Source organism: Oryzicola mucosus, from assembly GCF_014534685.1.
In the GTDB taxonomy this organism is placed as follows: Bacteria; Pseudomonadota; Alphaproteobacteria; order Rhizobiales; family Rhizobiaceae; genus Oryzicola; species Oryzicola mucosus.
The window spans coordinates 1-25,486 of sequence record NZ_JACVVX010000007.1 but is presented as its reverse complement, the minus strand read 5'-3'; the positions used below and the strand labels follow the sequence as shown (position 1 = coordinate 25,486).

General features: G+C 60.2%; 25 protein-coding genes. 18 read left to right on the top strand and 7 right to left on the bottom strand.

Going from position 1 to position 25,486, the window contains the following annotated elements; translation table 11 throughout:
* The first annotated feature begins 154 nt into the window (after positions 1–154).
* Positions 155–2,269: an acetate--CoA ligase family protein gene (locus tag ICI42_RS18975; RefSeq protein WP_188166184.1), complete on the top strand. Its 2,115-nt coding sequence runs from the start codon at positions 155–157 to the stop codon at positions 2,267–2,269.
* Between the two features lie 54 nt (positions 2,270–2,323).
* Here ICI42_RS18975 and ICI42_RS24270 read toward each other — a convergent pair whose 3' ends face one another.
* From ICI42_RS24270 to ICI42_RS18960, 3 genes are all read right to left on the bottom strand, one after another.
* Positions 2,324–2,557: a hypothetical protein gene (locus ICI42_RS24270; RefSeq protein ID WP_407945189.1), complete on the bottom strand. Its 234-nt coding sequence runs from the start codon at positions 2,555–2,557 to the stop codon at positions 2,324–2,326.
* A gap of 223 nt (positions 2,558–2,780) precedes the next feature.
* Positions 2,781–3,578: an enoyl-CoA hydratase/isomerase family protein gene (locus ICI42_RS18965; RefSeq protein WP_188166183.1), complete on the bottom strand. Its 798-nt coding sequence runs from the start codon at positions 3,576–3,578 to the stop codon at positions 2,781–2,783.
* Positions 3,579–3,610: 32 nt separating this feature from the next.
* Complete coding sequence (locus ICI42_RS18960; RefSeq protein WP_188166182.1) at positions 3,611–4,747, bottom strand: iron-containing alcohol dehydrogenase; 1,137 nt, start codon at positions 4,745–4,747, stop codon at positions 3,611–3,613.
* A gap of 198 nt (positions 4,748–4,945) precedes the next feature.
* Between ICI42_RS18960 and ICI42_RS18955 the strand changes: the two genes are divergently transcribed.
* The 3 genes from ICI42_RS18955 to ICI42_RS18945 are packed head-to-tail and all read left to right on the top strand — an operon-like array spanning position 4,946 to position 7,265.
* On the top strand, positions 4,946–5,326 hold the full coding sequence (locus ICI42_RS18955; protein ID WP_188166181.1) for a Zn-ribbon domain-containing OB-fold protein: 381 nt from the start codon (positions 4,946–4,948) through the stop codon (positions 5,324–5,326).
* Positions 5,323–6,480, top strand: coding sequence for a thiolase (locus ICI42_RS18950; RefSeq protein ID WP_188166180.1), 1,158 nt, complete (start codon positions 5,323–5,325; stop codon positions 6,478–6,480). Before ICI42_RS18955 ends, ICI42_RS18950 begins: the two co-directional genes overlap by 4 nt.
* Positions 6,477–7,265 (top strand): enoyl-CoA hydratase/isomerase family protein, encoded by a 789-nt coding sequence (locus ICI42_RS18945; protein WP_210317374.1) that lies wholly within the window; start codon positions 6,477–6,479, stop codon positions 7,263–7,265. The genes ICI42_RS18950 and ICI42_RS18945 overlap by 4 nt, the downstream gene beginning before the upstream one ends.
* Before the next feature lie 71 nt (positions 7,266–7,336).
* Here ICI42_RS18945 and ICI42_RS18940 read toward each other — a convergent pair whose 3' ends face one another.
* Positions 7,337–8,479 (bottom strand): CaiB/BaiF CoA transferase family protein, encoded by a 1,143-nt coding sequence (locus ICI42_RS18940; protein WP_188166179.1) that lies wholly within the window; start codon positions 8,477–8,479, stop codon positions 7,337–7,339.
* Positions 8,480–8,581: 102 nt separating this feature from the next.
* Positions 8,582–9,481 (bottom strand): IclR family transcriptional regulator, encoded by a 900-nt coding sequence (locus tag ICI42_RS18935; protein WP_188166178.1) that lies wholly within the window; start codon positions 9,479–9,481, stop codon positions 8,582–8,584.
* 206 nt (positions 9,482–9,687) lie between these two features.
* Here ICI42_RS18935 and ICI42_RS18930 point away from each other — a divergent pair, with 206 nt between their 5' ends.
* The 9 genes from ICI42_RS18930 to ICI42_RS18890 all read left to right on the top strand — a co-directional run bounded on the left by ICI42_RS18930 (position 9,688) and on the right by ICI42_RS18890 (position 18,891).
* A complete protein-coding gene (locus tag ICI42_RS18930; RefSeq protein ID WP_188166177.1) occupies positions 9,688–10,455 on the top strand; it encodes an SDR family oxidoreductase in 768 nt (255 codons plus the stop codon).
* Between the two features lie 18 nt (positions 10,456–10,473).
* Complete coding sequence (locus tag ICI42_RS18925) at positions 10,474–11,379, top strand: SDR family oxidoreductase (RefSeq protein ID WP_188166176.1); 906 nt, start codon at positions 10,474–10,476, stop codon at positions 11,377–11,379.
* 1 nt (position 11,380) lies between these two features.
* On the top strand, positions 11,381–12,238 hold the full coding sequence (locus tag ICI42_RS18920) for a MaoC family dehydratase (RefSeq protein ID WP_188166175.1): 858 nt from the start codon (positions 11,381–11,383) through the stop codon (positions 12,236–12,238).
* 266 nt (positions 12,239–12,504) lie between these two features.
* Complete coding sequence (locus ICI42_RS18915; RefSeq protein WP_188166174.1) at positions 12,505–13,647, top strand: acyl-CoA dehydrogenase family protein; 1,143 nt, start codon at positions 12,505–12,507, stop codon at positions 13,645–13,647.
* 22 nt (positions 13,648–13,669) lie between these two features.
* Positions 13,670–14,146: a MaoC family dehydratase gene (locus ICI42_RS18910; protein ID WP_188166173.1), complete on the top strand. Its 477-nt coding sequence runs from the start codon at positions 13,670–13,672 to the stop codon at positions 14,144–14,146.
* A complete protein-coding gene (locus ICI42_RS18905) occupies positions 14,143–15,375 on the top strand; it encodes a CaiB/BaiF CoA transferase family protein (protein ID WP_188166172.1) in 1,233 nt (410 codons plus the stop codon). Before ICI42_RS18910 ends, ICI42_RS18905 begins: the two co-directional genes overlap by 4 nt.
* Entirely contained in the window at positions 15,372–16,493 is a 1,122-nt protein-coding gene (locus tag ICI42_RS18900) for an acyl-CoA dehydrogenase family protein (protein ID WP_188166171.1), read from the top strand. The genes ICI42_RS18905 and ICI42_RS18900 overlap by 4 nt, the downstream gene beginning before the upstream one ends.
* Entirely contained in the window at positions 16,490–17,653 is a 1,164-nt protein-coding gene (locus ICI42_RS18895; RefSeq protein WP_188166170.1) for an acyl-CoA dehydrogenase family protein, read from the top strand. The genes ICI42_RS18900 and ICI42_RS18895 overlap by 4 nt, the downstream gene beginning before the upstream one ends.
* Before the next feature lie 11 nt (positions 17,654–17,664).
* Entirely contained in the window at positions 17,665–18,891 is a 1,227-nt protein-coding gene (locus ICI42_RS18890; protein WP_188166169.1) for a CaiB/BaiF CoA transferase family protein, read from the top strand.
* A 22-nt stretch (positions 18,892–18,913) separates the two neighbouring features.
* On the opposite strand, the gene ICI42_RS18885 is transcribed toward ICI42_RS18890, so the two are convergent.
* Positions 18,914–19,699, bottom strand: coding sequence for an enoyl-CoA hydratase/isomerase family protein (locus tag ICI42_RS18885; RefSeq protein WP_188166168.1), 786 nt, complete (start codon positions 19,697–19,699; stop codon positions 18,914–18,916).
* Between ICI42_RS18885 and ICI42_RS18880 the strand changes: the two genes are divergently transcribed.
* A complete protein-coding gene (locus ICI42_RS18880) occupies positions 19,682–20,701 on the top strand; it encodes an IclR family transcriptional regulator (RefSeq protein ID WP_188166167.1) in 1,020 nt (339 codons plus the stop codon). The two genes, ICI42_RS18885 and ICI42_RS18880, sit on opposite strands and share 18 nt — an antisense overlap.
* On the opposite strand, the gene ICI42_RS18875 is transcribed toward ICI42_RS18880, so the two are convergent.
* Entirely contained in the window at positions 20,698–21,510 is an 813-nt protein-coding gene (locus ICI42_RS18875; RefSeq protein WP_188166166.1) for an enoyl-CoA hydratase/isomerase family protein, read from the bottom strand. The genes ICI42_RS18880 and ICI42_RS18875 overlap by 4 nt on opposite strands.
* A gap of 199 nt (positions 21,511–21,709) precedes the next feature.
* Here ICI42_RS18875 and ICI42_RS18870 point away from each other — a divergent pair, with 199 nt between their 5' ends.
* The 4 genes from ICI42_RS18870 to ICI42_RS18855 all read left to right on the top strand — a co-directional run.
* Positions 21,710–22,912 carry an acyl-CoA dehydrogenase family protein gene (locus ICI42_RS18870; protein ID WP_188166165.1) on the top strand — a complete coding sequence of 401 codons (1,203 nt, stop codon included), beginning with the start codon at positions 21,710–21,712 and terminating at the stop codon, positions 22,910–22,912.
* A gap of 1 nt (position 22,913) precedes the next feature.
* A complete protein-coding gene (locus ICI42_RS18865) occupies positions 22,914–24,053 on the top strand; it encodes an acyl-CoA dehydrogenase family protein (RefSeq protein WP_188166164.1) in 1,140 nt (379 codons plus the stop codon).
* 19 nt (positions 24,054–24,072) lie between these two features.
* Positions 24,073–24,921, top strand: coding sequence for an SDR family oxidoreductase (locus ICI42_RS18860; protein ID WP_188166163.1), 849 nt, complete (start codon positions 24,073–24,075; stop codon positions 24,919–24,921).
* A 22-nt stretch (positions 24,922–24,943) separates the two neighbouring features.
* A partial coding sequence (locus tag ICI42_RS18855) for an electron transfer flavoprotein subunit beta/FixA family protein (protein WP_188166162.1) occupies positions 24,944–25,486 on the top strand: 543 nt, incomplete at its 3' end.

Here is a 25,486-nt window from a genome sequence, read left to right as displayed (position 1 = left end):
CAGGTCGCTTCATAGCTGATCCAGGACGACCCGTGCGACGGCGGCAGTTTTGAGCACATATGAACTTTGTGGCACTGCACCATGGAACCACACGTAGAATTCGCGCCTGCTATCGACCAGACATCATGCTTCTCCCCATCGGCCAGGAAAGACCATGCAGCCTCTCGATCTACCGGACAGCCGGCTCGACCAACTCTTCAATCCACGCTCAGTCGCCGTGGTCGGCGCATCCGACGATCCGGTCCGCATTTCCGGTCGGCCGCTGGCCTATCTCAAAGCTTATGGCTTCGCCGGCACCATCTACCCGATCAATCCGAAGCGTCAGACGGTCCAGGGCCTGAAGGCCTATCCGTCGCTTCTCGACCCGCCTGAAATTCCTGACGTCGCAATCATTGCCGTCTCCGCTCAGCATGTCCTCCAGGCCGTTTCTGACGCTGGAAAGAAGGGTGTTGCCTCAGCCATCATCATGTCGTCCGGTTTCGCGGAAGCCGGCGGCGATGGGGTGGCGTTACAGCGGGAGTTGGTGCGCCTCGGCAAACAGGGAGGCGTCCGACTGATTGGCCCGAACTGCGTGGGGCTTTTCTCGGCGAGCAGCCGGTTTTACGGTACTTTCACCCAGTCGCTCGACGGCGGCGTCCCACCGGCCGGCGGCGTCGCCGTTGTGTCGCAAAGTGGCGCCTATGGGGGCTACATCGCCTATCTCGCCCGCGAACGCGGCCTCGGCCTGAATTACTGGATCACGACCGGCAACGAAGCGGATGTCGACGCCGCAGAGGCGATCGCCTGGCTCGCCCTGCGCGACGACGTCCAGGTGATAGCGGTCTATCTTGAAGGCGTGCGCAACGGCCCAGCCTTTATGCGGGCGCTCGCGACCGCTCGCGCGGCGCGCAAGCCGGTGGTCGTCATGAAGGTCGGCCGCTCGGCGGCCGGCGCCATCGCCGCCTCGTCGCATACTGCGTCGCTGGCCGGCACCGATGCAGTTTACGACGCGGTCTTCCGCGAGTATGGGGCCTTCCGCGCCCGTACCACGGAAGAGCAACTGGACATTGCCGAAGCCTGCCTCGCGGGCAAATTCCCAGTCAGCAACCGCCTAGGTATCGTGACACTTTCGGGAGGTGTCGGGGTCCAGATGTGCGATGCGGCAGAAACCTACGGGCTTGATGTTGCCCCCATGCCGAAGCCTGCACAAGAGAAACTGCGCGCCCTTCTTCCCTACGCCGCAGTCGCCAATCCGATCGACACTACAGCGCAGGTCATGAACGACATGTCGCTCGTCGCCAAGAACCTCGAGATCGTTCTAAGGGACGGCGGATATGATTCGCTGGTAAGTTTCCTGACCACGGTGCCGGCGGCGAAGGCCTATGGCACCAAGCTGCGCGACGCCATTCTCGCGGGCGTAGCGGCGGCTGGCGGTGACCGGCTTGCCGTCCTGTGCATGGCCGCGCCGCCGGATGCAGTGAAAAGCTACCGCGATGCAGGCTTCCTGGTTTACCAAGATGCAGACCGGGCCGTGCAGGTGGTGGGCGCCCTCACCCATTTCGGCCGGAGCTTCGAAGTCAAGACAGGTCTCTCGGTGGCGGGCACAGCGCCACGCTTCGAGCCGAATTCCGGGACGCTTTCGGAACATGTTGCAAAGGCTGTCCTAGGTGAGGCTGGAGTTCCCTTCCTGCAGGAGCGCCTTGCGTCGGACCGGACCGCGGCGGTTGCCGCCGCCTCCGAAATCGGCTTCCCCGTCGCCATGAAAATCGTCTCTGCCGAGATCCAGCACAAGTCCGACATCGGCGGTGTCGTCCTCAACATCAAGGATACCAGCGCTGCGGGTACTGCCTTCGATACCATCATGGACAATGTCCGTGGCCATATGCCCCACGCCGACATCGACGGCGTGCTTGTCGCACCCATGGCGCCGCAGGGCGTCGAGACCATCGTCGGCGTGATGCGCGATCCGGTTTTCGGCCCGGTTGTGATGTTCGGTCTGGGTGGCGTTCTTGTGGAAGTGCTGAAGGACGTAACCTTCAGCATCGCGCCGTTCGATGAGACGGAGGCAATGGCGATGATCCGGCGAATCAAGGGATATACTGTGCTGGAAGGCGTGCGCGGTGCGGGCCGTTACGACATCGAGGCGCTGGCAAAGGTGCTCGCCGCCGTCTCGCGCTTTGCGGCGCTAAACAGCGATACCATCGAAAGCCTCGACCTCAATCCCCTGCGTATCCTCAGCGGAAAAGGCGGCGCCATCGCCCTCGATGCGGTAATTGTTCCGCGGTTTTGAAAAACAGAAAAGGAGGCGCCCTACCGGCACCCCCTTTAAAGTCGATCGTTGTGTTCAGGCTGCCTGCTGCTTGCCCTCAAGGCTGTTCAGGAATTTTCTGCTTCGAGAGCCCCATGCAGCAGAGTCCGCCACAGTCGCGGTTGGGCGATAGATGTCGTTGGCGACATCCCCGGCGGCGAATACGCCTGGAATACTGGTTCGGGTGCTGCACGCTTCTTTCCAGAGGTAGCCATTGGACTTCTGTCTAAGCTGCCCGCCGAAGAAAGTGACGGCAGGAGAATGACCGATCGCGATGAAGACACCATCGACCGTGGTGATGGCGCCCGACCACCAAGCTTAAGGCCGCAGATCATATCGCCTTCAAAAGAGCTTGTGCAGCGAAGATTGCTGCCGCCGTGCAGTCCGCCTGATCTGAATTGATGATCACGAGAAGCGCATAAATTTACGTATAATATCCAGTGCTGTGCTCGCCAGTGGCTTCGACGCAACAATGAAATTGTGTGCGCTGACTTCAATTCTGCGACTTTCGCTTCTGATTTGAGATGAATTCAGAGGCAATCGCATGGTGTTCGTCGCTCAAGGTGGCGGTGAGCTGGCGTGCAAGCGTTGTGTCGAGCATGCTAGCAGCAGAGCGGTGCAAGTAGGAATTCATGAGCTTCTTGCTCTCGCGTAGCGCATTGGCCGGCTGGGCAATCATCTTCGCTGCCAACGCGCGCGCCTCTCCCATCAAAGCGTCCGGCGCAACCACCCTGTTAGCCAAGCCGTATTCTACCGCCCGCTGCGGAGTGATCCGCTCGCCGGTAAAGATTAACTCCTTTGCCCGCAGCAGGCTCATGTAAAGAGGCCAGGAAACCGAAATGCCATCGCCTACTACGAGACCAATATTAATGTGTGGCTCGGCTATGAAGGAGTTTTCCGACATCAACACAATATCGCATAGCGTGGCCAGCGTGGCGCCCCAGCCGACTGCTGGTCCATTGACCGCCGCAATGATTGGGATTGGGACATCGATGAACCCATGGATGGTCCGGCGTGCGTTTTCCTGGACCTCCGCAGCAAACTCCGGATCTTCTAGGGTCTTGACGAAATGGTTCATGTCGCCGCCCGCGCTAAACGCCCGTCCGGCGCCCGTCAAAATCGCGACGCGAGCCTGTTTGTCAGCGGCAAGTGCCTGAAACAGCTTGGGAAACGAAAAAAGCATCTCGCTGGTGGACGCATTCATATCCTCCGGGCGGTTAAGCGTGATCACGCGTAACGCGCCTTCTGCGGAAACACTGATTTCATCTGGCAGGTCATAGAGGTTGGACATGCAACGTTGTCCTTGTGTGGGTGAGCGAAGCCTTAAGTCAACGATGCTCCAAAGAGCGCGCGATAGTCTTCTGCCGACGGTTTCACGGGATTTGTCAGCGTCGAAACGTCGTCGCTGGCATAGCCAACCATCTCGTCGACGGCATCGGCGGTCACGCCCATCGCACCAAGCGACGCAGGAATGCCGAGCCGGCGGTTGAGCGCGGAGATGGCTTCGGCGACGTCACCGCCCGATTTCAGGCCCATGGCCGCAGCGATGTCATCGAGCTTGGTGCCGACATGCGGCGCATTGAAGCGTAGGACCGGCGGCAGCAGGACCGCGTTGAGCGTCCCATGGTGCAGCTTCAGCTTCTCTATCCGACCGGCGGCATGGCTCATCGAATGCACTGCCCCGAGCCCCTTGGTGAAGGCAAGGGCGCCTTCTAGCGCCGCCATCATCATATCGCTGCGGGCATTGATGTCGCTACCATCGGCGACCGCACGTTCCAGCGCGCCATCGCGAATTGACCGCTTCAACCCGTCGAGGGCAATGGCGTCTGCTATCGGGTTATAGAGCGGCGACAGATAGGCCTCAATACAGTGGGTCACTGCATCCATACCTGTAGCCGCCGTCAGCGACGCGGGAAGCTTTAACGTCAGTTCGGGATCGCAAATCGCCGCGTTGGGGATGAGGTAGGGGCTGGCGATGGTCGATTTGCGCCCGTCCTCCGTGACGATGATAGTACCAACGCTGACCTCAGTGCCCGTGCCGGCCGTCGTCGGCACGGCGATCAGAGGGCCAACCTTGCCGATCTTTCCCTGGCCCTTTCGCGCAGTTTCGTACTGGGCGAGCGGCTCCGCGTGGCTGGCAAGCAGGTTGACGGCCTTGCCGAGGTCGATCGGCGAGCCGCCACCAATGGCTACGATCCCATCGCAGCCCTCGCTTCGGTAGAGTTCCAACGCGGCCTTCACTGCTGCCTCCGTTGGGTTCGGCGGTGTTCCATCGAAGACAATCCAGGGCAGGTCTTCCGGCCAGTGCTCCTTCACCTGATCGAGGATACCGGCAGCGGCGATGCCGCGATCGGTGCAGACCAAGGGTCGCTTGACGCCGAGCCTCTGCAATTCAGCGCCGATCCTCTTGGTGGCACCCGCATCGAACCACACTCGATTGACAAACTGGATCAGCGGCATAGTCATCCTCACACTTTGTTTAAGGTGGCATGCCGCTATCGGCACTGCTGGTAAATATGCATCGGCAAGCCATCACGGATATGCGAAAGAAGGCTGCGCCTCCTTCGCCAACGCATATATGCGATTGAACCATGCCCGACTCCCGCGGGGGCCAAACTTCCTCCAAAGAAAAGCGAGGCCAGCAAATCCGTGGATGTTATGGACCAGATCAGACCAGACCAAGATTTCGAAGCCTTCCTCGCAGAGGGACGCTTCATGATACAGCGCAGCCGCTCCAGCGGTAACCATGTCTTCTATCCGCGCGTCGCCGAGCCGCGCACCGGCTCGCGAGACCTCGAATGGGTGGAAGCCTCGGGCGACGGCGTCGTCTATGCCGTGACTGTCGTGCACAAGCGCCCCCCGGAGAAAGACTATAATGTCGTGTTGGTCGACCTTGCCGAAGGACCGCGGATGATGTCGAGGGTAGATGGAATCGCGCCGGATGCGGTGAAGATCGGGATGCCGGTCAAGGCAGGCATCGTTACGGAGGACGGGCGGTCCTTCGTCGTCTTTACTCCGGTAACAGGAGCATTGGCATGAGCATCCAGGCATTTCCCCGTGGTGCCACCGCCTTCGTCGCCGGCGCAACCTTCGGCATGGGCGAGGCACCGGGCTTCGATTCCATGGATCTTGCCGTGCATGCCAGTTTGAAGGCACTGGACAAGGCTGGTCTGACCCCGGCCGACGTCGACGGGCTGTTTGTAGCGCTGCCGTCCGATATGATGTCGCAGCTGACGATGGCGCAATATTTTGGCATCCAGCCGAGCGTGATGAGCAACAATCGCACGGGCGGATCTTCCTTTCAGACCTATGCGCACATGGCCGCTCTGGCGCTAGCCGCCGGCGAATGCGACGTAGCGCTGATCGCCTATGGCAGCAACCAGCGGACGGCCTCGGGCAAGTTGATCTCCAGCACCAAGCCGTCGATCTATCAGGCGCCCTACAAGCCGATGCTGCCGATCTCGGCCTACGCGCTTGCCGCTTCGCGCCACATGCATCAATATGGCACCACTCGTGAACAACTTGCCGAAGTCGCAGTAGCGGCACGGAAATGGGCAAACCTCAATCCCGATGCATTCATGCATGGCGCCCTGACAATCGAGGATTGCCTGAAAGCGCGGATGATCTCCGATCCTTTCACAAAGAACGATTGCTGCCTCGTGACCGATGGCGCTGCCGCTGTCGTCATGACGCGTGCCGACCGGGCAAAGGATCATGCCTCAAGGCCTGCCTACCTCCTCGGCGCCGGCTCGGCCACGACGCACATGGAGATCGCCTCCATGCCCGATCTTACCGTGACCGCAGCCGTTGAATCCGGCCGTCGCGCCTACGCTCATGCCGGCGTCGGTCCGAAGGATATCGACGTGGTGGAAATCTATGACGCCTTCACCATCAACACTATTCTCTTTCTTGAAGACCTCGGCTTCTGCCCCAAGGGCGAAGGCGGACGGTTCGTCGAAGGCGGAGCCATTGCGCCAGGAGGAAAGCTTGCCGTCAATACAAATGGCGGTGGCCTGTCCTGTGTCCATCCTGGCATGTACGGTCTTTTTACCATCGTCGAGGCCATGGAGCAGGTCATGGGCATCGCGGGAGACCGCCAAGCCAAGGATGTGAACTTGGCATTATCGCACGGCAATGGCGGTACGCTGTCGAGCCAAGCGACGCTAATTCTAGGATCGGAGGCAACATTGTGAGCGCGGAACACGAGTCGCCGGTAAAGGTCGAGTTCAAGGGCAATGTCGTTGTCGTCACAATGGACAATCCCAAGACAAAAAACGCGCTTTCGCCGGAAATGATCCGCGACCTTGGCGACCGGCTCGAGGCACTGATGGGCGACTGGAACTGCCGCGCCATCGTGCTCACGGGAGCAAACGGCGCCTTCTGCTCGGGAGGCGACGTCTCGCGCATGCAGCGCGACCGTCAGGTTCTTGATACGCGCGTCTATATTGGCGGCGCGCACCGGATCATTCGCGCCGTGGTCAACGGCGCCAAGCCGGTGATTGCTGCAGTCGAAGGGGCCGCTTTCGGAGCCGGCATGTCGCTGGTGGCCGGTTGCGATTTCGTGGTCGCCTCGCAGCGCTCTAAATTCTGCGCCGCCTTTGCCAAGGTTGGGCTCGCGCCCGATCTCGGTCTGTACTGGACCCTCCCGCAGCGTGTTGGCCTCGGCCGCGCCAAGCGGCTCATTATGCTTGCTCCAACACTGCAGGCGGCCGAGGCCGAAACGATAGGACTGGTCGATGAGGTCGCGGCGGACGGCGAAGCGCTGGCGCGGGCGCTGGTCGTCGCAGAACAGTTTGCCGCTGCTGCGCCGCTCTCCATCGCGGTGACCAAAGCGGTCTATGCCGATGGCGTACTCACGCTTGACGATGCGTTTCGCGCCGAACGCGACCATCATCCGATGCTGGTTCGCAGCGCAGACCATTTAGGGGCGATCGACGCGTTCCGTGAAAAACGTCTGCCGGAATTCAACGGCAAATAACAAGACCGGCCAGGAAATCCTCCCAAGGCTGGACCGGCGACCCCGGCACTTTAAGCGCCGGGGTCTTTTTTTCAGCCAATCGCGCCCTTTGCCGTCCAATCCGACTCATCGCCGGCTACATTCCAACCGAATAGGGCCTCCGCTATCGGTGTGTCGTCCGCAGCCTTGGCTGCAAAAGGATTCTCGGGAACCGTGCGGCTGAAGCGCGGGGCAGGAGCGGGTTGTACCACGCCGTCGATCTCGACATAGACGCCGCGGGCTTTCATATGCGGATGATCCGGGGCCTCGTCCATCGTCAAAACAGGTGCGAAGCAGGCGTCTGTCCCTTCCAGAAGGTCACACCAATCTGCGGCGGTCTTTTCCTTGAACCGTGCCGCGAACCGCTCCCTAATTTCGGGCCAGCGGTCTCTGTCGTTCTGAGGCGGAAGCTCAGCGACCGAGAGGCCAATCTTCTCCACCAACAGTTCGAAGAACTTCTCCTCGATCGGCGCAACAGAGACGAAGCGGCCGTCGGCGCATTCATAGACGTCATAAAAAGGAGCACCGGAATCCGAGTAGTTGGTACCCCGCTCCAGCGACATCAGCCCGGCGGCGCGCATACCGTGGAAATTTGTCATCAGGTGCGCGGTTCCGTCGGAAATCGCAGCATCGACCGTCTGGCCCTTGCCAGAGCTGCGCGCTTCGATAATCGCCGCGAGCATACCGAGGGCGAGATAGAGAGCACCGCCGCCAAGATCGCCGGCAAGCGTGAGCGGCGGGGTCGGTGGCTGGTCTTTGCGGCCTATAGCGGCCAGTGCGCCGGTAATGGCGATATAGTTGAGATCGTGTGCCGCCGCCTGAGCAAGCGGACCTGTCTGACCCCAGCCGGTCATGCGCCCATAAACCAGGCGGGGATTGCGTGCCAGGCAGTCATCTGGCCCCAATCCCAGCCGTTCCGTGACACCGGGCCGAAAACCTTCGATCAACCCATCCGCCTCTTCCACAAGAGAAAGAACGAAATCGACCCCTGCCTTGCTTTTCAGATCGACGGCAATTTGTTTGCGGCCCCTTAGCAAGAGATTGTATTTTAGCGGGCGAGCAATACCAAGACCCGACGGCACTTTCCGTTCAACTCGCAGCACCGTCGCGCCAAGATCGGCGAGCAACATCGCGCACATCGGACCTGGTCCGATCCCTGCGAGCTCTACAATTTTTACCCCGCTGAGCGGTCCCATAACATCTCCTAAAATTTGACGACCGTTCACCCTGTCAAACAAAAATGGCTGGAGCGACGGGCGCCAGCCATTCAACACGGTTCTGAATTTCGATCCTTGGCGTCAAACAGTCTGCATGATGGAGGTGTATGGGCGTTTGACCACCGTCTGCGTTGGCGCCTGAATTTTCTGGCCGCCAAACGCATTCCGATTCGCGGCCTTCGGGACGTTTGTCTCGTTCATAAATTGTCCGAAAAATCGCTTCATTTCTTCGCGCATGATCTGCACCAATTCCGATTCTCGAGCTAGGATGGTTGCAGTCGGGGCGCCGATGCCGAGAGCAAGTGGACGATCTGTGCATTCGGTCGGCAGCAGCATGGCGATCAAGCCAGAGCCGTTCACTACCTGATCGATGGAAACAAAATAGCCTTTGCGACGTACGTCGGCGAGCGAAAGTAAAAGCTCGGGTATCTTAATCGCTTCGACGCCTTCCTCGCGATAAGCATTGATCCGGTGAAATATCCGACGAACCTCTTTGTCATCATGGGCGCTGAGAAGCGCCTTGCCAACGCCGGAGGTCGCCAACGGACGCTTCGTGCCCAATCGGATATGGTGATCGACGGCATGGTTGACATCCAGAACCTGAATGTATTGGGCATGGTCGCCATTGCGCGCGCCAAGCAGGACAAGCTGCCCACTGCGTTCGGTAATTGCCTGAAGAAGGCGCGGCAGCGATGCTTCCGCAAATAAAGTTGGATTTAGCCAACAGCCGAGAAGCGGCACTCTGTCGGTCGGAAGATATGTTCGCTCAACACGATCGAATTTGAGGTAGCCCATTGCAACCATGCTGCGAAGCAGCGCCGAGGTGCTGGACTGCGGATATCCTAGTGCCAGCGAGACGGTTATCACATTTACGGGTTGTCGCACTTCATCAAAATACTCCAGGATTTCTAACGTTCTGGCGACGGATTTGACGATATGCGTTCCCTCGCCCGCTGATGCAGGCTTGTTCGAAGACGTCATGCGATTTCCTCCCACATACTGTCCTGCCATTTTTTGAATGGCGTTCAGCATTGTGAACGGCGCGCTTATTCGTGTCAACGAGATTTCACCAACCGACCATCCGTAAACAGCAGATACGTGTGAAACCGAGGATGGCCAACAGAGAAAAATTGGCAGGGCTCGCCCTCGAAGCTAGGAGCAGATTACATATTTTATGGAGCACGGATTTGCGCGGACTGAAGGAAAAACGCGTCATCGTAACCGGTGGCGCAAGTGGAATCGGCCGGGCGGCGACCTTGCGCCTGGCGGAAGAGGGCTGCATCGTCGCGATTTTCGACCTGAATGAACAGGCCGCGAGAGAGGTCAGCGAGAGCGCCAAATCGACCGGTGGCCGGGTGCTTCCCTTTCGGGTGGACATCACCGACCGTGATTCTATCGAAAAGGCCGTCGATGCCTTCGAGGCAGAGGCCGGCCCTGTCGAGCTTTTGGCAAACGTAGCCGGCTGGGACCTCCCGGTGCCGTTTCTCGATACGGATCGCGCTTTTTGGGACAAGGTGATCCAGATCAACCTTTATGGGCCGCTCAACATGCATCACGTGGTGGTCAAGCGCATGGCGGAGCGAGGCTTCGGTCGTGTGGTCAACATCTCGTCGGACGCAGGCCGAGTAGGATCGTCCGGCGAAGCCGTTTATTCCGCGTGCAAGGGCGGTATCATCGCTTTCACCAAGACCGTTGCCCGCGAGCTCGCCCGAAGCGGCGTTGTGCTCAATGTCGTGGCACCGGGGCCGACGGACACGCCTCTGTTCGACGGTTTCAAGGCTGCCTCACCCACCGGCGGCAAGATTGCCGAGGGCCTGGCCCGCGCTATCCCGCTGCAGCGTCTCGGCAAGCCAGACGATTATCCCGGCATGATCGCTTTTCTTCTCAGCGACGATGCCGCCTTCATCACCGGCCAGACGATCAGCGTCTCCGGTGGCCTGACGATGCACGGCTAAGGGAGCGCTAGGATGGGAATGGTTGATGGAAAGGTGGCGATCGTCACCGGCGCGGGTCGTGGCATAGGGCGCTCGGTCGCGATGCAGCTCGCCGCCGAGGGCGCCAAAGTCGTAATCAATGACATCGGTGTCGCGCTCGACGGATCCGGCGAAGATACGGGTCTGGCAGCCCGTGTAGCCAAGGAAATCATGGCTGCGGGCGGCGTTGCGATTGCCAGCACCCTTTCAATTTCCGAGCCGAAAAACGCAGAAGGCATCGTCGAAGCAGCGGTCGAAGCGTTCGGGCGCGTCGATATCGTCGTGAACAATGCCGGCATCATCCGCGACTCCATCTTCCACAAGATGTCCTGGTCCGACTGGTCGGATGTCATCCAGGTGCATCTGCACGGCAGCTTTGCCCTAAGCCGCGCGGCGGCCGCGCGCTTTCGTGAGCAGAACACGGGTAGCTTCGTACATATGACCTCAACCTCCGGGTTGATCGGACAGGTAGGACAGGCCAATTACATGGCCGCAAAGATGGCGATCGTCGGCATGTCACGCGGCATCGCGCTCGATATGCGGCGCTACAATGTCCGGTCGAACTGCGTCGCGCCCTTCGCCTGGAGCCGGATGACGAGCTCGATCCCGAACGAGACTGAGGCAGAGAAAGCGCGCGTCGCCAAGTTCCAGCAGATGGATCCCGACAAAGTCGCCCCACTCGTTGTCTTCCTCGGCTCAGACGAGGCGAAGGACATGTCCGGCCAGATCTTCTGCGTTCGCAATAACGAGGTGATGCTGTTTAGCCAGCCCCGGCCCGTGCGAACCGTCCATACCGCCGACGGTTGGACTCCGTCATCGCTTGGCCAGATGATGAATGCTGCCTTCAAGGGCTCGCTCGTCCCGCTCGAAGTTTCGGGCGACGTTTTCTTATGGGATCCAGTCTGACATGGCCATCGTATACGAAAAATTGATGAACCTCGACATCCCGACCGTCGAGCAGACCTATACGCAAAAAGACACTATGCTCTATGCTCTGGGCGTCGGCCTAGGGCAGGACCCAGTGGACGGTGCCCAGCTGGAGTTCGTCTACGAGAAGAACCTGAGGGCACTGCCGACCCAGGCCGTCGTTCTGGCCCATCCAGGCCTCTGGACCCGTGATCTGGATACCGGGATCGATTACGTCAAGCTTGTCCATGGCGAACAAGGCCTGACCTTGCACAAATCTCTACCCCCTACAGGCACCGTGCTTGGCATTTCCCGGATCACCGGCGTTGTCGACAAGGGCGAAGGTCGCGGTGCGCTTGTGTATTCCGAGCGCAAGATCGTCGACAAGGCAAGCGGCGATCTTTTGGCTACGGTCACTCAGACAACGTTCTGCCGTGGCGACGGCGGTTTCGGTGGGCCTACTGGCCCGACGCCGAAGCCCCATGAGCTTCCAGAACGTGAGCCAGACCTCGTCTGCGATCTCCAGACCTTACCGCAGGCGGCGCTAATCTACCGCCTGAGCGCTGACATGAACCCGCTACACGCTGATCCGGAAATTGCTGCAAAAGCCGGTTTTCCGCGACCGATACTGCATGGATTGGGAACATACGGCGTTTCCGGCCATGCCATCCTGAAAACTGTCTGCGGCTATGACCCCAACCGTCTGAAATCTTTGGACTGCCGTTTCACCGCGCCGGTCTATCCCGGAGAAACATTCCGGACGGAGATCTGGATGGATGGAAACATTGCAAGCTTCCGCACACGTGCTGTAGAGCGCGATGTCATCGCCATTTCGAACGGACGCGCCGAGATCGGCTGAGGCCTTGGAAGGACGTTGCATAAAAGGCGCGCAACCGATGACACGGTTGCGCGCCTTTTACTTTTCCGCCTTCCGGCTGGCATTAACGGAGAGCGGAAACTTTCCGGAAAGACGGCAGACGCGCCGTTTCAACATATGCATGTTGAGGTTGCCCGCAACCGGCATCTAGCGGGGCCTAGCAATTGACCCCTTCGGCCATTCGGAAATACGACCGAACCATGAAGGGCGGATACGGTTGCTGTCCCAATGGCATGCGGAGTTAGAAGTTGGCGCTCGAGCTGAATGACGATCAGTTGCAAATTCAGGACTTGGTCCGTCGCGTTGCGCGCGAAAAGGTCGCCCCACGGGCACAGGACATCGACCTGACTGCCGAATATCCGCATGACATGTACGCGCTGATCAAGGAACTCGGCCTGTTCACGCTGCCCTTTCCCGCGGAGTATGGGGGAACTGGCAGCATGCTGTCGGCCTGCGTCGCCGTTGAGGAACTCGGTCGCATTTGCTACAACACAGCCTACCTGCTCGTCGTGCAATGGGTGCCGATTGGGGCTATCCTGTCAGGCGGTAACCCTGAGCAGAAACAGAAATATCTTCCGGGCCTTGCTTCAGGCGACCTGCGCGGTGCGCTTTCGCTGACCGAGTCGCAAAGCGGTTCCGACGTCGCCGGCATCAAGACCCGCGCCAGGCGCGACGGTAACGGCTTTCGCATCAATGGCTCGAAAATCTGGTGCACCAATGCGGGCATGGCGGATTTCGTGCTGGTCGCAGCCAAGACCGGGGAAGATGAAGAACGCGGCAAGATCAATCTCTTCATCGTCGAAAAGGGCACGCCCGGCTTCGAAGTCGGGCGCAAAGAGGACAAGATAGGCGCGCGGGGCATCCCCTCTCATGCGCTGTTCTTCGATGACGCCTATGTGCCTGCCGAAAATATGCTTGGCGATGAGCAGACCGGTTTCCGGGTCGCCATGGCCGCGCTGAACGACTCGCGACCGATCATCGGCGCCCGCGGCGTCGGCCTGGCGCAGGGCGCGATGGATCATGCCATCGATTTTATTAAGACCCGGCGCGCCTTCGGCCAGACGATCTCCAACTTTCAGGGCGTACGCTGGATGATCGCCGACATGGCGATCCAGATCGAAGCCTCGCGCAAGCTGGTCTATCAAGCTGCAGCAGCTGTCGATGCCGGCATCAAGGGCAAGGAGCTGGCACAACTGGCGGCCATCGCCAAGTGCCACGCGACGGACACCGCCATGTCGGTCGCCACCGATGCCGTTCAGCTGTTCGGCGCCGCCGGTGTTTCCAACGAATATCCCATCAACCGCTACTTCCGCGACGCGAAGGTGCTGCAGATTATCGAAGGCACCAACCAAATTCAGCGGAACATCATTTCACGCAATTTGCTCGACTGAAATCGGCATCGGAGACATCATCATGGACGTTCTGGGACTTGGCCTGTTTTACGAAGATCTGCCGGTTGGCCGCTCTTTCAAGACCATCGGCCGCACGATCACCGAAACCGACATCATCAATTTCACAACCTGCACCGGCATGACCGAAGTGCTGTTCACCAACCATGAATTCCAAGAGAAGGAATCGGATATCCAGGGCCGCGTGTCTCCGGGGGCTCTAGTCTTCACTTTTTCCGAAGGCCTTCTTGTCCAGGCGAGCATGCAGCATACCGGTTTCGCGTTCCTCGGCATGGAACTTGAGATCAAGGGACCGACGGTTGCCGGTGACACCATTCACGTCGAGGTGGAGGTCACGGAATCGCGCCGCTCTGGAAGCCGCCCCAATCGTGGCATCGTGCGCACCCGCAATAAGGTGGTGAACCAGAAAGGTGAGACGGTGATGATCTACACGCCGCTACGTATGGTGAAGGCCAAAACCGACGGAAAGAACGCCCAGTGACCGAGCCCGCCATCCAGTCCGGAAATGCCGGCCCGCTTTCGGGGTTTCGCATCGTTGACCTCACGGTGAACGTGCTCGGACCGGTGGCAACTCAAATCCTTGGAGACATGGGCGCTGATGTCATCAAGGTCGAAGCGCCCGAAGGGGATCACAACCGAAATGTCGGACCGTCGCGCAGTGATGCGATGGGCGTGTTTTTCCTCAACCTGAACAGGAATAAGCGCAGCGTCGTGCTCGACCTAAAGAAGCCGGAAGCAAAGCGGGGGCTGGTCAAGCTGGTGGAGACGGCCGACGTATTCGTCCACAGCATGCGCCCGGGGGCGGCCGAGCGGCTTGGCATCGGCTATAAGGATATAGAAGCGATCAATCCTAAGATTGTCTATGCCTCGGCCAGCGGCTACCGGCTGAACAGTTCGCGGCGCAACTGGCCAGCCTTCGACGACGTCATCCAAGGCATGAGCGGCGTTGCCTGGATGAACGGCAAGGGTCACGGCGAACCGCGCTATTTTCCGACCGTGATCGCTGACAAGCACTGCGGCTATGTCCTGTCCTCCGCGATCACCATGGCGCTTCTCTGGCGCGAACGCACGGGCCGAGGACAGGAAGTGCATGTTCCGATGCTTGAAAGCATGGTGAATTTCAACATGCTCGAACATCTCTGGGGCGGCGTACTGGACGATCCAGCGGAAGGGCTCGGCTACAGCCGGATGTTCACGCCGCACCGGCGACCCTACCGTACGCAGGACGGCTATATCTGCCTGCTTGCCATCACCAATGAACAGTGGCGGCGGTTGTTCTCGGTGATCGGTCGCCCCGATATGGCGATGGACACCCGTTTTGCCAAGGTCAGTGCCCGTTCGGAGAATATCGACGCGCTCTACTCGATCCTGTCCGAGCGCATGGTGATGGAGACGACCGCCGAATGGCGTCAGCGCCTCGATCAGGCTGACATCCCTAACGGGCCAGTGCAGGATTTCGAAGACCTCCTCAAAGATCCTTATCTCCAGGAGACTAATTTCTTCCAACGCACGACACATCCCACCGAAGGCCGTTTCATGACGACGGCAATCCCCGTCGATTTTTCCGACTCCCCCGGCTCGATCAGGCGGCTTGCGCCGCGGCTTGGCGAACACACACATGAGGTGCTCGAGGGCTGTGGGTTCGATGCCGATGAGATCGATGCGATGACTGGTGAAGGTTCGGCAGAAAAGGTTTTGGTGAAGGCGTGACAAAGACCAGCGATCTTTCGGAGCGGCGGCAGCAGCAGCAGCTCATTACGGAATCGGCGGCTGCCTTCGCCAAGCGCGAGCTTCTGCCGTCAGCCTTGCGATCTGGCTCAATCAGCCACACGCGCTGGCAGGGGCTTGCCGAACTCGGGCTGATGTCTCTGCTGATTCCAGAGGACGCCGGCGGCCTGGGGCTAAAGATAGGCGATCTTGTGCCCGCGCTGGAACAGCTTGGAAAACCGCTCCTGCGAGAGCCCTTCATCGCTTCGGCGGTGCTGGCCGGTGTCGTTCTGGCAGGCTCTGGCACGCCAAAAAGCGCGTCGCTGCTGGAGAGCTTGGCGGAAGGCGTGTTGATTCCCGCCGTCGCCTGGCAGGAAAGCTACGATCTCGCGGGCGACCACACGTCCACGAAGCTATCTAAAGAGAATGGCGGGCAAAACCTCTCTGGGCGGAAGATCCTGGTCACGCCGGGCGATGAGGTGGACGGCTTCATCGTTGCGGCCAGCGGCGCTGGAGTGACCACGCTCGTCTGGGTCGCTGCTAACGCTGAGGGTGTCAAGGTTGAAACACGGCGTGCGGCTGACGGCGGCGAGGCAGCGACCGTTCATTTTGAAAACGTAGCCGTCACAGACGACGACGTCCTGTCGGTGGACGGCGCTGCCCTTCTCGACGAAGCGCAGCAGTTGGCGACGATTGCCGTGTGCGCGGAACTTCTCGGCCTAATCCGCGGCGCGATCGACATGACAATGGACTACCTGCGGACCCGCAAGCAGTTCAATCGCACCATCGGCTCTTTCCAGGCGCTACAGCATCGGGCGACCGATCTCTTTATACAGCAGGAGCTTTCGGCCGTCGCTATCAGCCGCGCTGTCGCGGACTTCGAGATGGCGACCGATTCGAGAACCCGGGCAATCGCGGCCAGCCGCGCCAAGGCCCGGCTGTCTTCCGCAGCCCTCATCGTCACAAAGGAGGCGATCCAGATGCATGGCGGCATCGGCTATACGGACGAGCATGACATCGGGCTCTACCTCAAGCGCGCACTGACCCTTTCGGCCTGGCTCGGCAATGCCGCCGAGCACCGCGCGCGATTTGCCCGGCTGACTTTGGGAGAAGCCGCATGAGCGCTCCCGCACAGGACTGGAACGCCCTTTCCGACGACGACTTCCGCAAGGTTGTGCGAACCTTCTTCACCACACATTATCCCGAACACCTTCGCTATTCACCAAGCCGGCGACGATTGTCCGACATGCGTGGCTGGTACGACACGCTCTCGCAGCACGGTTGGGTGGCGCCGTCATGGCCGACAAGATACGGCGGCATGGGCCTAGAGCCAGGCAAGCTCGTCGTCTTCATCGAGGAGCAGGAGGCCTATGGCGTCGCCCGGGTCCCCGACCACGGTATTATCATGGTCGGTCCGCTGCTGATCCAGCAGGGCACTGATGAACAACGACTGCGTTACTTACCGAAGATTTTGACAGGCGAGGAGATCTGGTGCCAGGGCTATTCCGAGCCTAACGCGGGGTCTGACCTTGCTAGCCTGCGTACGGAGGCTGTGCTCGATGGCGATCATTTCGTGGTCAACGGCCAGAAAACCTGGTCGACGCTAGCCCAGGATGGAACGCACATGTTCATGCTGGTACGCACCGACAAGATGGCTCGCAAACAGGAAGGCATCAGTTTCCTGTTGGTTGACATGACTACGCCGGGTATCACGGTTCGCCCTATGCGCACCCTCTCGGGCCACGAGGAGTTCTGCGAAGTCTTTTTCGACGATGTCCGCGTGCCGAAGGAAAACATAGTCGGCGAGATCAACAAGGGCTGGGGCGTCGCGAAAGCCTTGCTCAGTTTCGAGCGCCTGTTCCTGGGCAGCCCGAAACTTGCTCAGAGTGCCCTTTCCCGCCTTTCCACCCTTGCAGTCCTGAGCGGTCGCGTCCGCGATCCAGTGTTTCGTGACAAGTTCACGGCTCTTCAACTCGATGTCGACGATCTCAACGGCCTTTACCGCCGCTTCACCGCGCAGGTGAGCGATGGCGAAAAGCTCGGCCCCGACGTCTCGATCCTGAAGATCTGGGGGACTGAGACGTTTTCCCGTATCGGCGATCTGATTGTGGAAGTGTCAGCAGGCGCCGGCATGATCGATGGCCCCTCGGACTTTGAGGGCGGCTCGTTCGATACGCTTTCCACATTCTATAACGCGCGTCCTTCAACTATCTATGGCGGCACGAACGAGGTCCAGCGAAACATCGTCGCCGGTAACGTCCTGAACCTGCCGTCTACCTGACTGGAGTTCCCATGGCCAATATTCCGCTCTCGAACATCCGGGTGCTCGACCTGTCGCGCATTCTCGCCGGTCCTTGGGCCGCACAATATCTCGCCGACCTTGGCGCGGAAGTTATTAAGGTGGAGCGGCCGGGAAGCGGTGACGATTCCCGCCACTACGGTGCGCCCTACGTCAAGGACGCGGATGGCAATCCGACCAGCGAGAATTTCTTCCACCTGTCCTGCAACCGCGGCAAGATGTCTATTACAGTAGACATGGCGAAGCCTGAAGGTCAGGAAATCATCCGCAAGATCGTCATGGAAAGCGATGTGCTGATCGAGAATTTCAAGTTCGGCGACCTCGCCCGCTACGGGCTCGACTACGAAACGCTCCACAAGTTGAATCCAAAGCTGATCTATTGCTCGATTACCGGCTTTGGCCAAACCGGCCCCTATCGCAAGCGTCCCGGCTATGATGCGGTTTTTCAAGGCATGAGCGGCCTGATGAGTGTCACCGGATATCCAGACAGCGTGCCGGGCGGCGGACCCATGAAGGTCGGCCCGTCGATCGTCGATATTATTACTGGACTGAACGCAGTGATCGGCATCGTGTCGGCTCTCTACCACCGTGACCAGAACGGCGGCATCGGCCAGCAGGTCGATCTGTCTCTGTTCGACTCCGCCGTCGCCGCTCTCTCCCACTATGTGCAGATCTACCTGTCTTCCGGAACGCCCCCGGGGCGTCGCGGGACCCAAGGTAACGGCGGCGTGCCGTCGCAAATGTTCTTATGCCGCGAAGGCGGCCTGATGCTGACGGCAGGCAATGACAGCCAGTATCGCCGCCTTTGCGAGGCGATCGGCCATCCTGAAATGGCGACCGATCCCCGCTTCAAGGATGGACGGACGCGCATCAGCAATCGCGACGCGCTATCGGCCGAACTGCAGGAGGTCTTCCTGCAGAAAATGCCGGAAGAATGGCTGCCGGCTCTTGAGGCCGCGGGCGTACCCTCGGGCCCAATCTATAATTTTGAGCAGGTCTTCGACGATCCTCAGATCAAAGAGCGCGGGATGAAGGTGACCGTCCGCCATCCGCACAACGATTCCGTTGACCTCGTCGGCAATCCCCTCAAATTTTCCGAAACGCCTATCACCGACTATCGCGCACCGCCACTTCTTGGCGAGCACACCGCGGAGATCCTCGAGCGCTTTGGCTTCGACGCTGCGCAGCAGGACGAGTTGAAATCGCGCGGCGTGATCTGACGTCTCATGACGCCGAAAAGCGTCAGCCGAAATTCGGCTGACGCTTTTCTTCGAACGCGGCGAGGCCTTCCGTGACGGCATCGGATCGCAACGGAGCGTTGACATTGCGGATTTCGAATTCCAGCGCGTCGGCCAACGGCATGTCGAGACCTTCGATCGCCAGCCGCTTCATCATGGCCAAGCCTACCGAATTGCGCGTCGCAAGCTTGGCACAATAGGCAAGAGCCTCCGAGCGCAGGTCGCCTTCCGGGAGGACATAGTTGACCAGCCCCCACTGCTCCGCCTTTTCCGCCTCGATCCAGCGGACGCTCATGAACAGGTCCATGGCGCGGCGAAGGCCGATCAGCCGCGGTAGCCTTTGAGACGCGCCCCAGCCGGGGACGAGGCCGAACTGGGCATGCTGGTCGCCGAATTTCGCAGTCTGTGCCGCGAAGGCCACGTCACAGGCAAGCAGCAGTTCCATACCGCCGGCCAGGCATAGCCCCTGCACGGCGCAAACCACCGGCAGGCGACTCTCCTCCAGCGCCTGAAGCGTTTCATGCCCCCTACGCAGGAACGCATCGATCTCCGCCTCACTCCTCCGCTTCTCCTTGACCTCGCCGAGTTCGGCGCCGGTGCAGAAATTCTTCCCCTCTGCGCATATGAGCAGCGCGCTGATGGAAGTGTCCGCTTCGAATCCTTTTAAGGCCGCGAGAATGGCGGCATGGACTTCCATGGAAAGGCAATTGAAAACTGAGGGGCGGGCCAATTCGATCACCCCTGTGCGGCCCTCCCTGGAAACATTGATCAATTGAATAGCGTCACTCATTGTCTATTCCCCGCGTCACCATGTTACATTATCAACTGTTTGTGCGTGAGCCGCCGCGGGACATCAACAATGCAGTCGGGGGTTGCGATGATTAACATGGACGCGATTTCTTTGCGCAAGACTGTTGAAGCGGCGAATGACACCCCCTCTCCCCGCTGGATGAACCGGCTGCTCGGCGTCTTCGGCGTCATCGCGCTCGAGGCGGAAGGCATGACACTGGCACGGCTGAGCATTTCTCTAGGCGCTCCGAAAAGCAGCCTTCTGACCCTGCTGAGGCCGCTCGTCGCGCAGGGATACCTGACACACAAGGACGGCCGCTACGGCCTTGGGCCCGAGATCTACGGTCTTGCAGCCACAATCATCGCCAGCCGGAAGTTCTCCAATCTTATGCGCCCGATCATGGAGCAGTTGATGGCCGCATCAGGAGAAACGGTGATCATTGCCACGCTTGAGCGCGCGGCCGGCATGATCCTGTATCAGGATGTTATCGAGAGCGTTCAGGCCATCCGCTACGTGGTGCCGGCCGGAGAGCTCCGATCTTTACACGCCTCGGCCGGCGGCAGGGTCATGCTTGCGTTTCAGGACGAGAGCTGGCGCGAAAGCTACCTGGCCAATGCGGAACTAAAGCCGCTTACCGATGCCACCATCACGGACGCGGACACTTTGAGGGACATCCTCTCTGAAATCCGCCTGACGGGACTGTCCGTCAGCATGGGGCAGGCGGTTGTCGGCGCAGCAGGCTTTGCCGCACCGATCTTCGACCAGGACGGCACCATTTTCGCTACCATGATCATCGGCGCGCCCGAAATGCGTGCCAAGGTCGAGAGGGACAAGCTGTCGCGACTTGTCATCGAGGCCGCGGCCAAAGCATCGCGTGCGCTCGGCTACAACGACCCGTTGCGGAATAATCCGCCCTCGCCTTCGGGAAAAACCGTTAAACCTGAAGCGGGCGCTGCGCCATTTGCCGCCACGCCCGCCAATATCAAACCGCCGTCAATTTAGAGTGGCGAGTGTGTCGGGAACTGCGGCTTGCGCTTTTCGGTGAAAGCGGCAACGCCCTCGCGTACCTCGGGTCCAGTAAAACCGAGGAATTCCAGTGCCAGCGATGCATCGAAGATCGGCCCCGCTTGGCGAAGCCAGTTGTTGAGCGAATATTTGGTCCAGCGGATAGCGCTCGGCGCCATGTTGGCAAGCTTCGTGGCGGTTTTCACCGCGGTCTCGTCCAACACTTCGTCATCGACGGCGAGCGAGACGAGCCCTATGCGCTCGGCCTCCTCGCCGGACAGCGGGTCGCAGAGCAGAAGATAGTACTTTGCCTTGGCGAGCCCGCACAGCAGCGGCCAGACAATCGCGGCATGGTCGCCGGCGGCGACGCCCAGCTTCGTGTGACCGTCGATGATCTTGGCCGTCTTCGCCGCGATCGATATGTCGGCGAGCATGCCGCAGACCAGACCCGCGCCGACGGCTGGACCGCGGATCGCGCTGACGATCGGCTTGGAGCAGTTGATGATGTTGTAGACGATGTCGCGGGCTTCCTTCCAGTTCTGGGCGCGAACTTGGAAGTCGTTCATGATCCCGTCGATCATGCTCATTTCGCCGCCGGCCGAGAAGGCATCCCCTGCGCCGGTCAGGATTACTGCCGAAACGCCGGAATCGGCATCGATGTCGCGCCAGATCTCACCCAGTTCGCCATGCATGGTCTGGTCGGCCGCATTGAGCTTGCCTGGATTGTTCATGCGGATGCGCAGCACGCGGTCGGCCGGCATATCGAAGGTCAGCCGCTTGTAGCGTGAATAGCGTTCGTCGATCATGCTGTCAGTCTCCGAATTTTTAAGGATGCGGGCGGAAGCCCTTAAGCCGTTCTTAGCGTAAACCGAGGCGTCCACCCGCCTATATACGGGCCAAAAGCGCATATGTGTTGCTTGCCGAAGCACCAATGCGGCACCGTTTGCCAGCACTCTTCGCCAGGGGTAAGGGCTGTCCAGGCCATTCGTTGGAGCGACGATCAAGATGGATCTTTCCTACACTCCCGCCGAGCTTTCCTTCCGGGAGGAGGTGCGCGCGTTCATCCGGCAGAACCTGCCGGATGAGATCCGCGCCAAGGCCGGCCTCTCGGCCTATTACGAGGCGGCGGATCTGCGCGCCTGGCAGCGCATCCTCAACGACAAGGGATGGGCCGCCTCGCACTGGCCGGTCGAGTATGGTGGTCCGGGCTGGAGCGCCGTCCAACGCTACATCTTCATGGAAGAAATCCTTCAGGCGCCGGCGCCTGAGCCACTCTCATTCAACATCAATATGGTCGGTCCCGTCGTCTACACCTTCGGCTCGCAGGAACAGAAGGCGCATTTCCTGCCGAAGATTCGCAGCCTTGACTACTGGTTCTGCCAAGGCTTTTCCGAGCCGGGGGCGGGCTCCGACCTCGCATCGCTGCGCACCTCCGCGATTCGGGATGGAGACGACTACGTCATCAACGGTCAAAAGATCTGGACCTCTACCGCCCACGATGCCAACTGGATGTTCTGCCTGGTTAGGACGAACACGACCGGCAAGAAGCAAGAGGGCATCTCGTTCGTTCTGATCGACATGGCAACACCTGGCATTACCGTCCGGCCCATCATCACTATCGATGGCGAGCACCATACAAACGAGGTCTTTTTCGACAATGTTCGGGTGCCAATCGCAAATCGCGTCGGCGAGGAGAACAAGGGCTGGGATTACGCCAAGTTCCTACTCGGAAACGAGCGGACGGGCATCGCTCGCGTCGGCCTGTCGAAGGGACGCCTGACCCGGGCGAAGCGCCTTGCTGAACTGTCGCAGACCCAAGAGGGAAAGCTCTCAGACGATCCCTTCTTCCGCCGCCGCTGCATCGAGATCGAGGTGGAACTGAAGGCGTTGGAAATCACAGCGCTGCGCATCATCGACCGGCAGCGCAAGCGCAATGACGGCCAGCCGGACCCTGCCTCCTCCATCCTTAAGCTGCGCGGCGCGGAAACACAGCAGGCTACGTCCGAACTCGTCGCAGAGGTCGCTGGGCCGCTGGGCCTCGCCTATACCCATGGCGGCAAGGCGCCCTGGCGGGATTTTGCCGCCGACGACCTGACGGCCGTGCTCGGCGCAGTCCCCAACTACTTCCTCGCACGCGCAGCCAGCATCTACGGCGGCGCCAGCGAAATTCAGAAGAACATCATCTCCAAAGCGATCCTCGGCCTCTGACATGGATTTTGACCTCTCATCCGAACAGTCGATGCTGAAGGATAGCGTCCACCGGCTCATGACCCAGCGCTACACGCAGGAGGCGCGTCAGCGCTTCATGGCGGAGCCCGAAGGGTGGAGCCGCGACAACTGGCGGCAATTCGCCGAACTCGGCCTGCTGGGCCTTGGCTTTGACGAAGACCTCGGTGGTTTCGGCGGCACCATGGTGGACACCATGATCGTCTTGGAATCGTTCGGCCGCGGCCTGGTGATCGAACCCTATCTGGGCAGCGTCGTTCTCGGCGGCGGGATACTCCGCCATGCCGAATTCGGCGCGCGAGCTGACATGATCGCAGCCGGGGCGGATGGCAGCCGGCTCTTCGCTCTCGCCCATGAGGAGGAAGGCGCGCGTTACGTGCTGTCCCATGTCTCGACCAAGGTGAGACGTACCGCCGGCGGCTTCGTGCTGGAGGGGCGTAAGATCAACGTGATCGCCGGCGACAGCGCCGATACGCTGTTCGTCACCGCGCGCACCGGCGGCGGCATCCGCGACCAAGGCGGCATCTCGATTTTTGCCGTGTCGAAAGATCAGGCCGGAGTGACCGTCGAGCCCTATCGCGCCATCGACGGGTCACGCTACGCGGCGGTGACCCTTGCCGGAGTGACGCTCCCGGAAAGCGCGCTGGTCGGAACAATCGACGAGGGCTTTGCCGTTCTCGATCGCGCCGTCAGCGACGCGTTGGCCGCCGTCTGCGGCGAGGCGGTCGGCCTCATGGAGGTCATGCTTCACACGGTCGTCGAGTATCTCAAGACCCGCAACCAGTTCGGTGGGCCACTTGCCCGTTTCCAGGCGCTGCAACATCGCGCCGCCGAAATGTATGTTGCGACCGAGCAGGCGCGCAGCATGGCGATCTATGCCGCTATGATGGCGGGTGAACCGGACGATCGCGAACGTCGCCGCGCTTTGTCTTTCGCCAAGGTGCAGATCGGCAAATCGCTGCATTTCGTCGGGCAGCAAGCAGTACAACTCTCCGGCGGCATCGGAGTCACCGACGAATACATCGTTGGACAGCAGTTCAAGCGATCGACAGCCATCGAACGTCAGTTCGGCGACGTCGACCATCATCTCTCATTAATAGACGCGATCGATCGGCATTCCTAATCGACCAGCGAGGCATCCAATGTTTGAACACGGTCTTCTCAAAGGAAAAAAAATCCTAATCACCGGCGGCGGCTCCGGCCTCGGCAAAAGTTTTGGCGCGCGTATGGCGAAACTCGGCGCGGAAATCGTGATATGCGGCCGAAGGGCCGAAGTATTGCAGGCGACAGCGGAAGAATTTCGCGTGGCAAGCGGCGCCAAGGTGACCACATATATCTGCGACGTGCGCGACGCGGTCTCTGTCGAGGCCATGTTCGACGCGATCTGGCAGGATGGGCCGCTGGATGGCCTGATCAACAATGCCGCCGGCAACTTCATAGCCCGCACGGAAACGCTCTCGCCCCGGGCGATCGATTCGGTGCTCAATATCGTTCTTCACGGCACATTCTACTGCACGGTCGCCGCCGGCAAGCGCTGGATCGCGGAGAAGCGTCCGGGGACGGTGCTCAGCATCGTTTCCGCTGCCGCCAATGCCGGTCGCGCTTTCACGGTGCCCTCGGCGAGCGCCAAGGCTGGCGTGCTTGCGATGATGAAAAGCCTCGCCGTCGAATGGGGCCCGCACGGTATTCGCACTGTCGCAGTTTCGCCCGGATTGTTCCCGACCAAGGGTGCCTGGGAAAACCTGTATCCAGAAGGCTCGAAGGCGAGGCCGGAAGAGATGGAAGTGCCGCTCCGCCGCGTCGGCGACCATGTCGAGATCTCCAATCTCGTGTCCTACCTAATGTCTGATCAGGCGGGCTACATCAGCGGCGAATGCATAACCATTGATGGCGGTCGCGACCTTCAGAATGGTGGCGGTGCCGGTGTCGTCGGTCTTTTTGACTGGACGCCCGAGCGCTGGGACGAATTCAAGGCCAGCAAAAAGAGCTGAAGACGTTTCAAGGAAAATACCCATGAAAATCTTGGTCCCGGTTAAGCGGGTTGTCGATTACAACGTGAAGATCCGGGTGAAGTCGGACGGTTCGGGCGTTGAGCTTGCGAATGTGAAGATGTCGATGAACCCGTTCGACGAGATCGCCGTCGAGGAAGCATTGCGGCTGAAGGAAGCCGGCAAGGCCGAGGAAGTCATCGTCGTCTCCATCGGCGTGCAGCAGGCGCAGGAAACGCTGCGCACAGCACTCGCCATGGGTGCCGACCGCGCAATCCTGGTCAAGGTCGACGGTCTTGTCGAGCCGCTGGGCGTGGCCAAGGTGCTCAAGGGCGTGGTCGATGCCGAACAGCCCGGCCTTGTGATCCTGGGCAAGCAGGCGATCGACGACGACAGCAACCAGACCGGCCAGATGCTCGCAGCCCTGCTCGGCTGGGCACAGGGCACCTTCGCCTCCAAGGTCGAGATCGACGGCGAGACCGCCAAGGTCACGCGCGAAGTCGACGGCGGCCTGCAGACGGTATCCTTGAAGCTGCCGGCCGTCGTCACCACTGACCTGCGCCTGAAC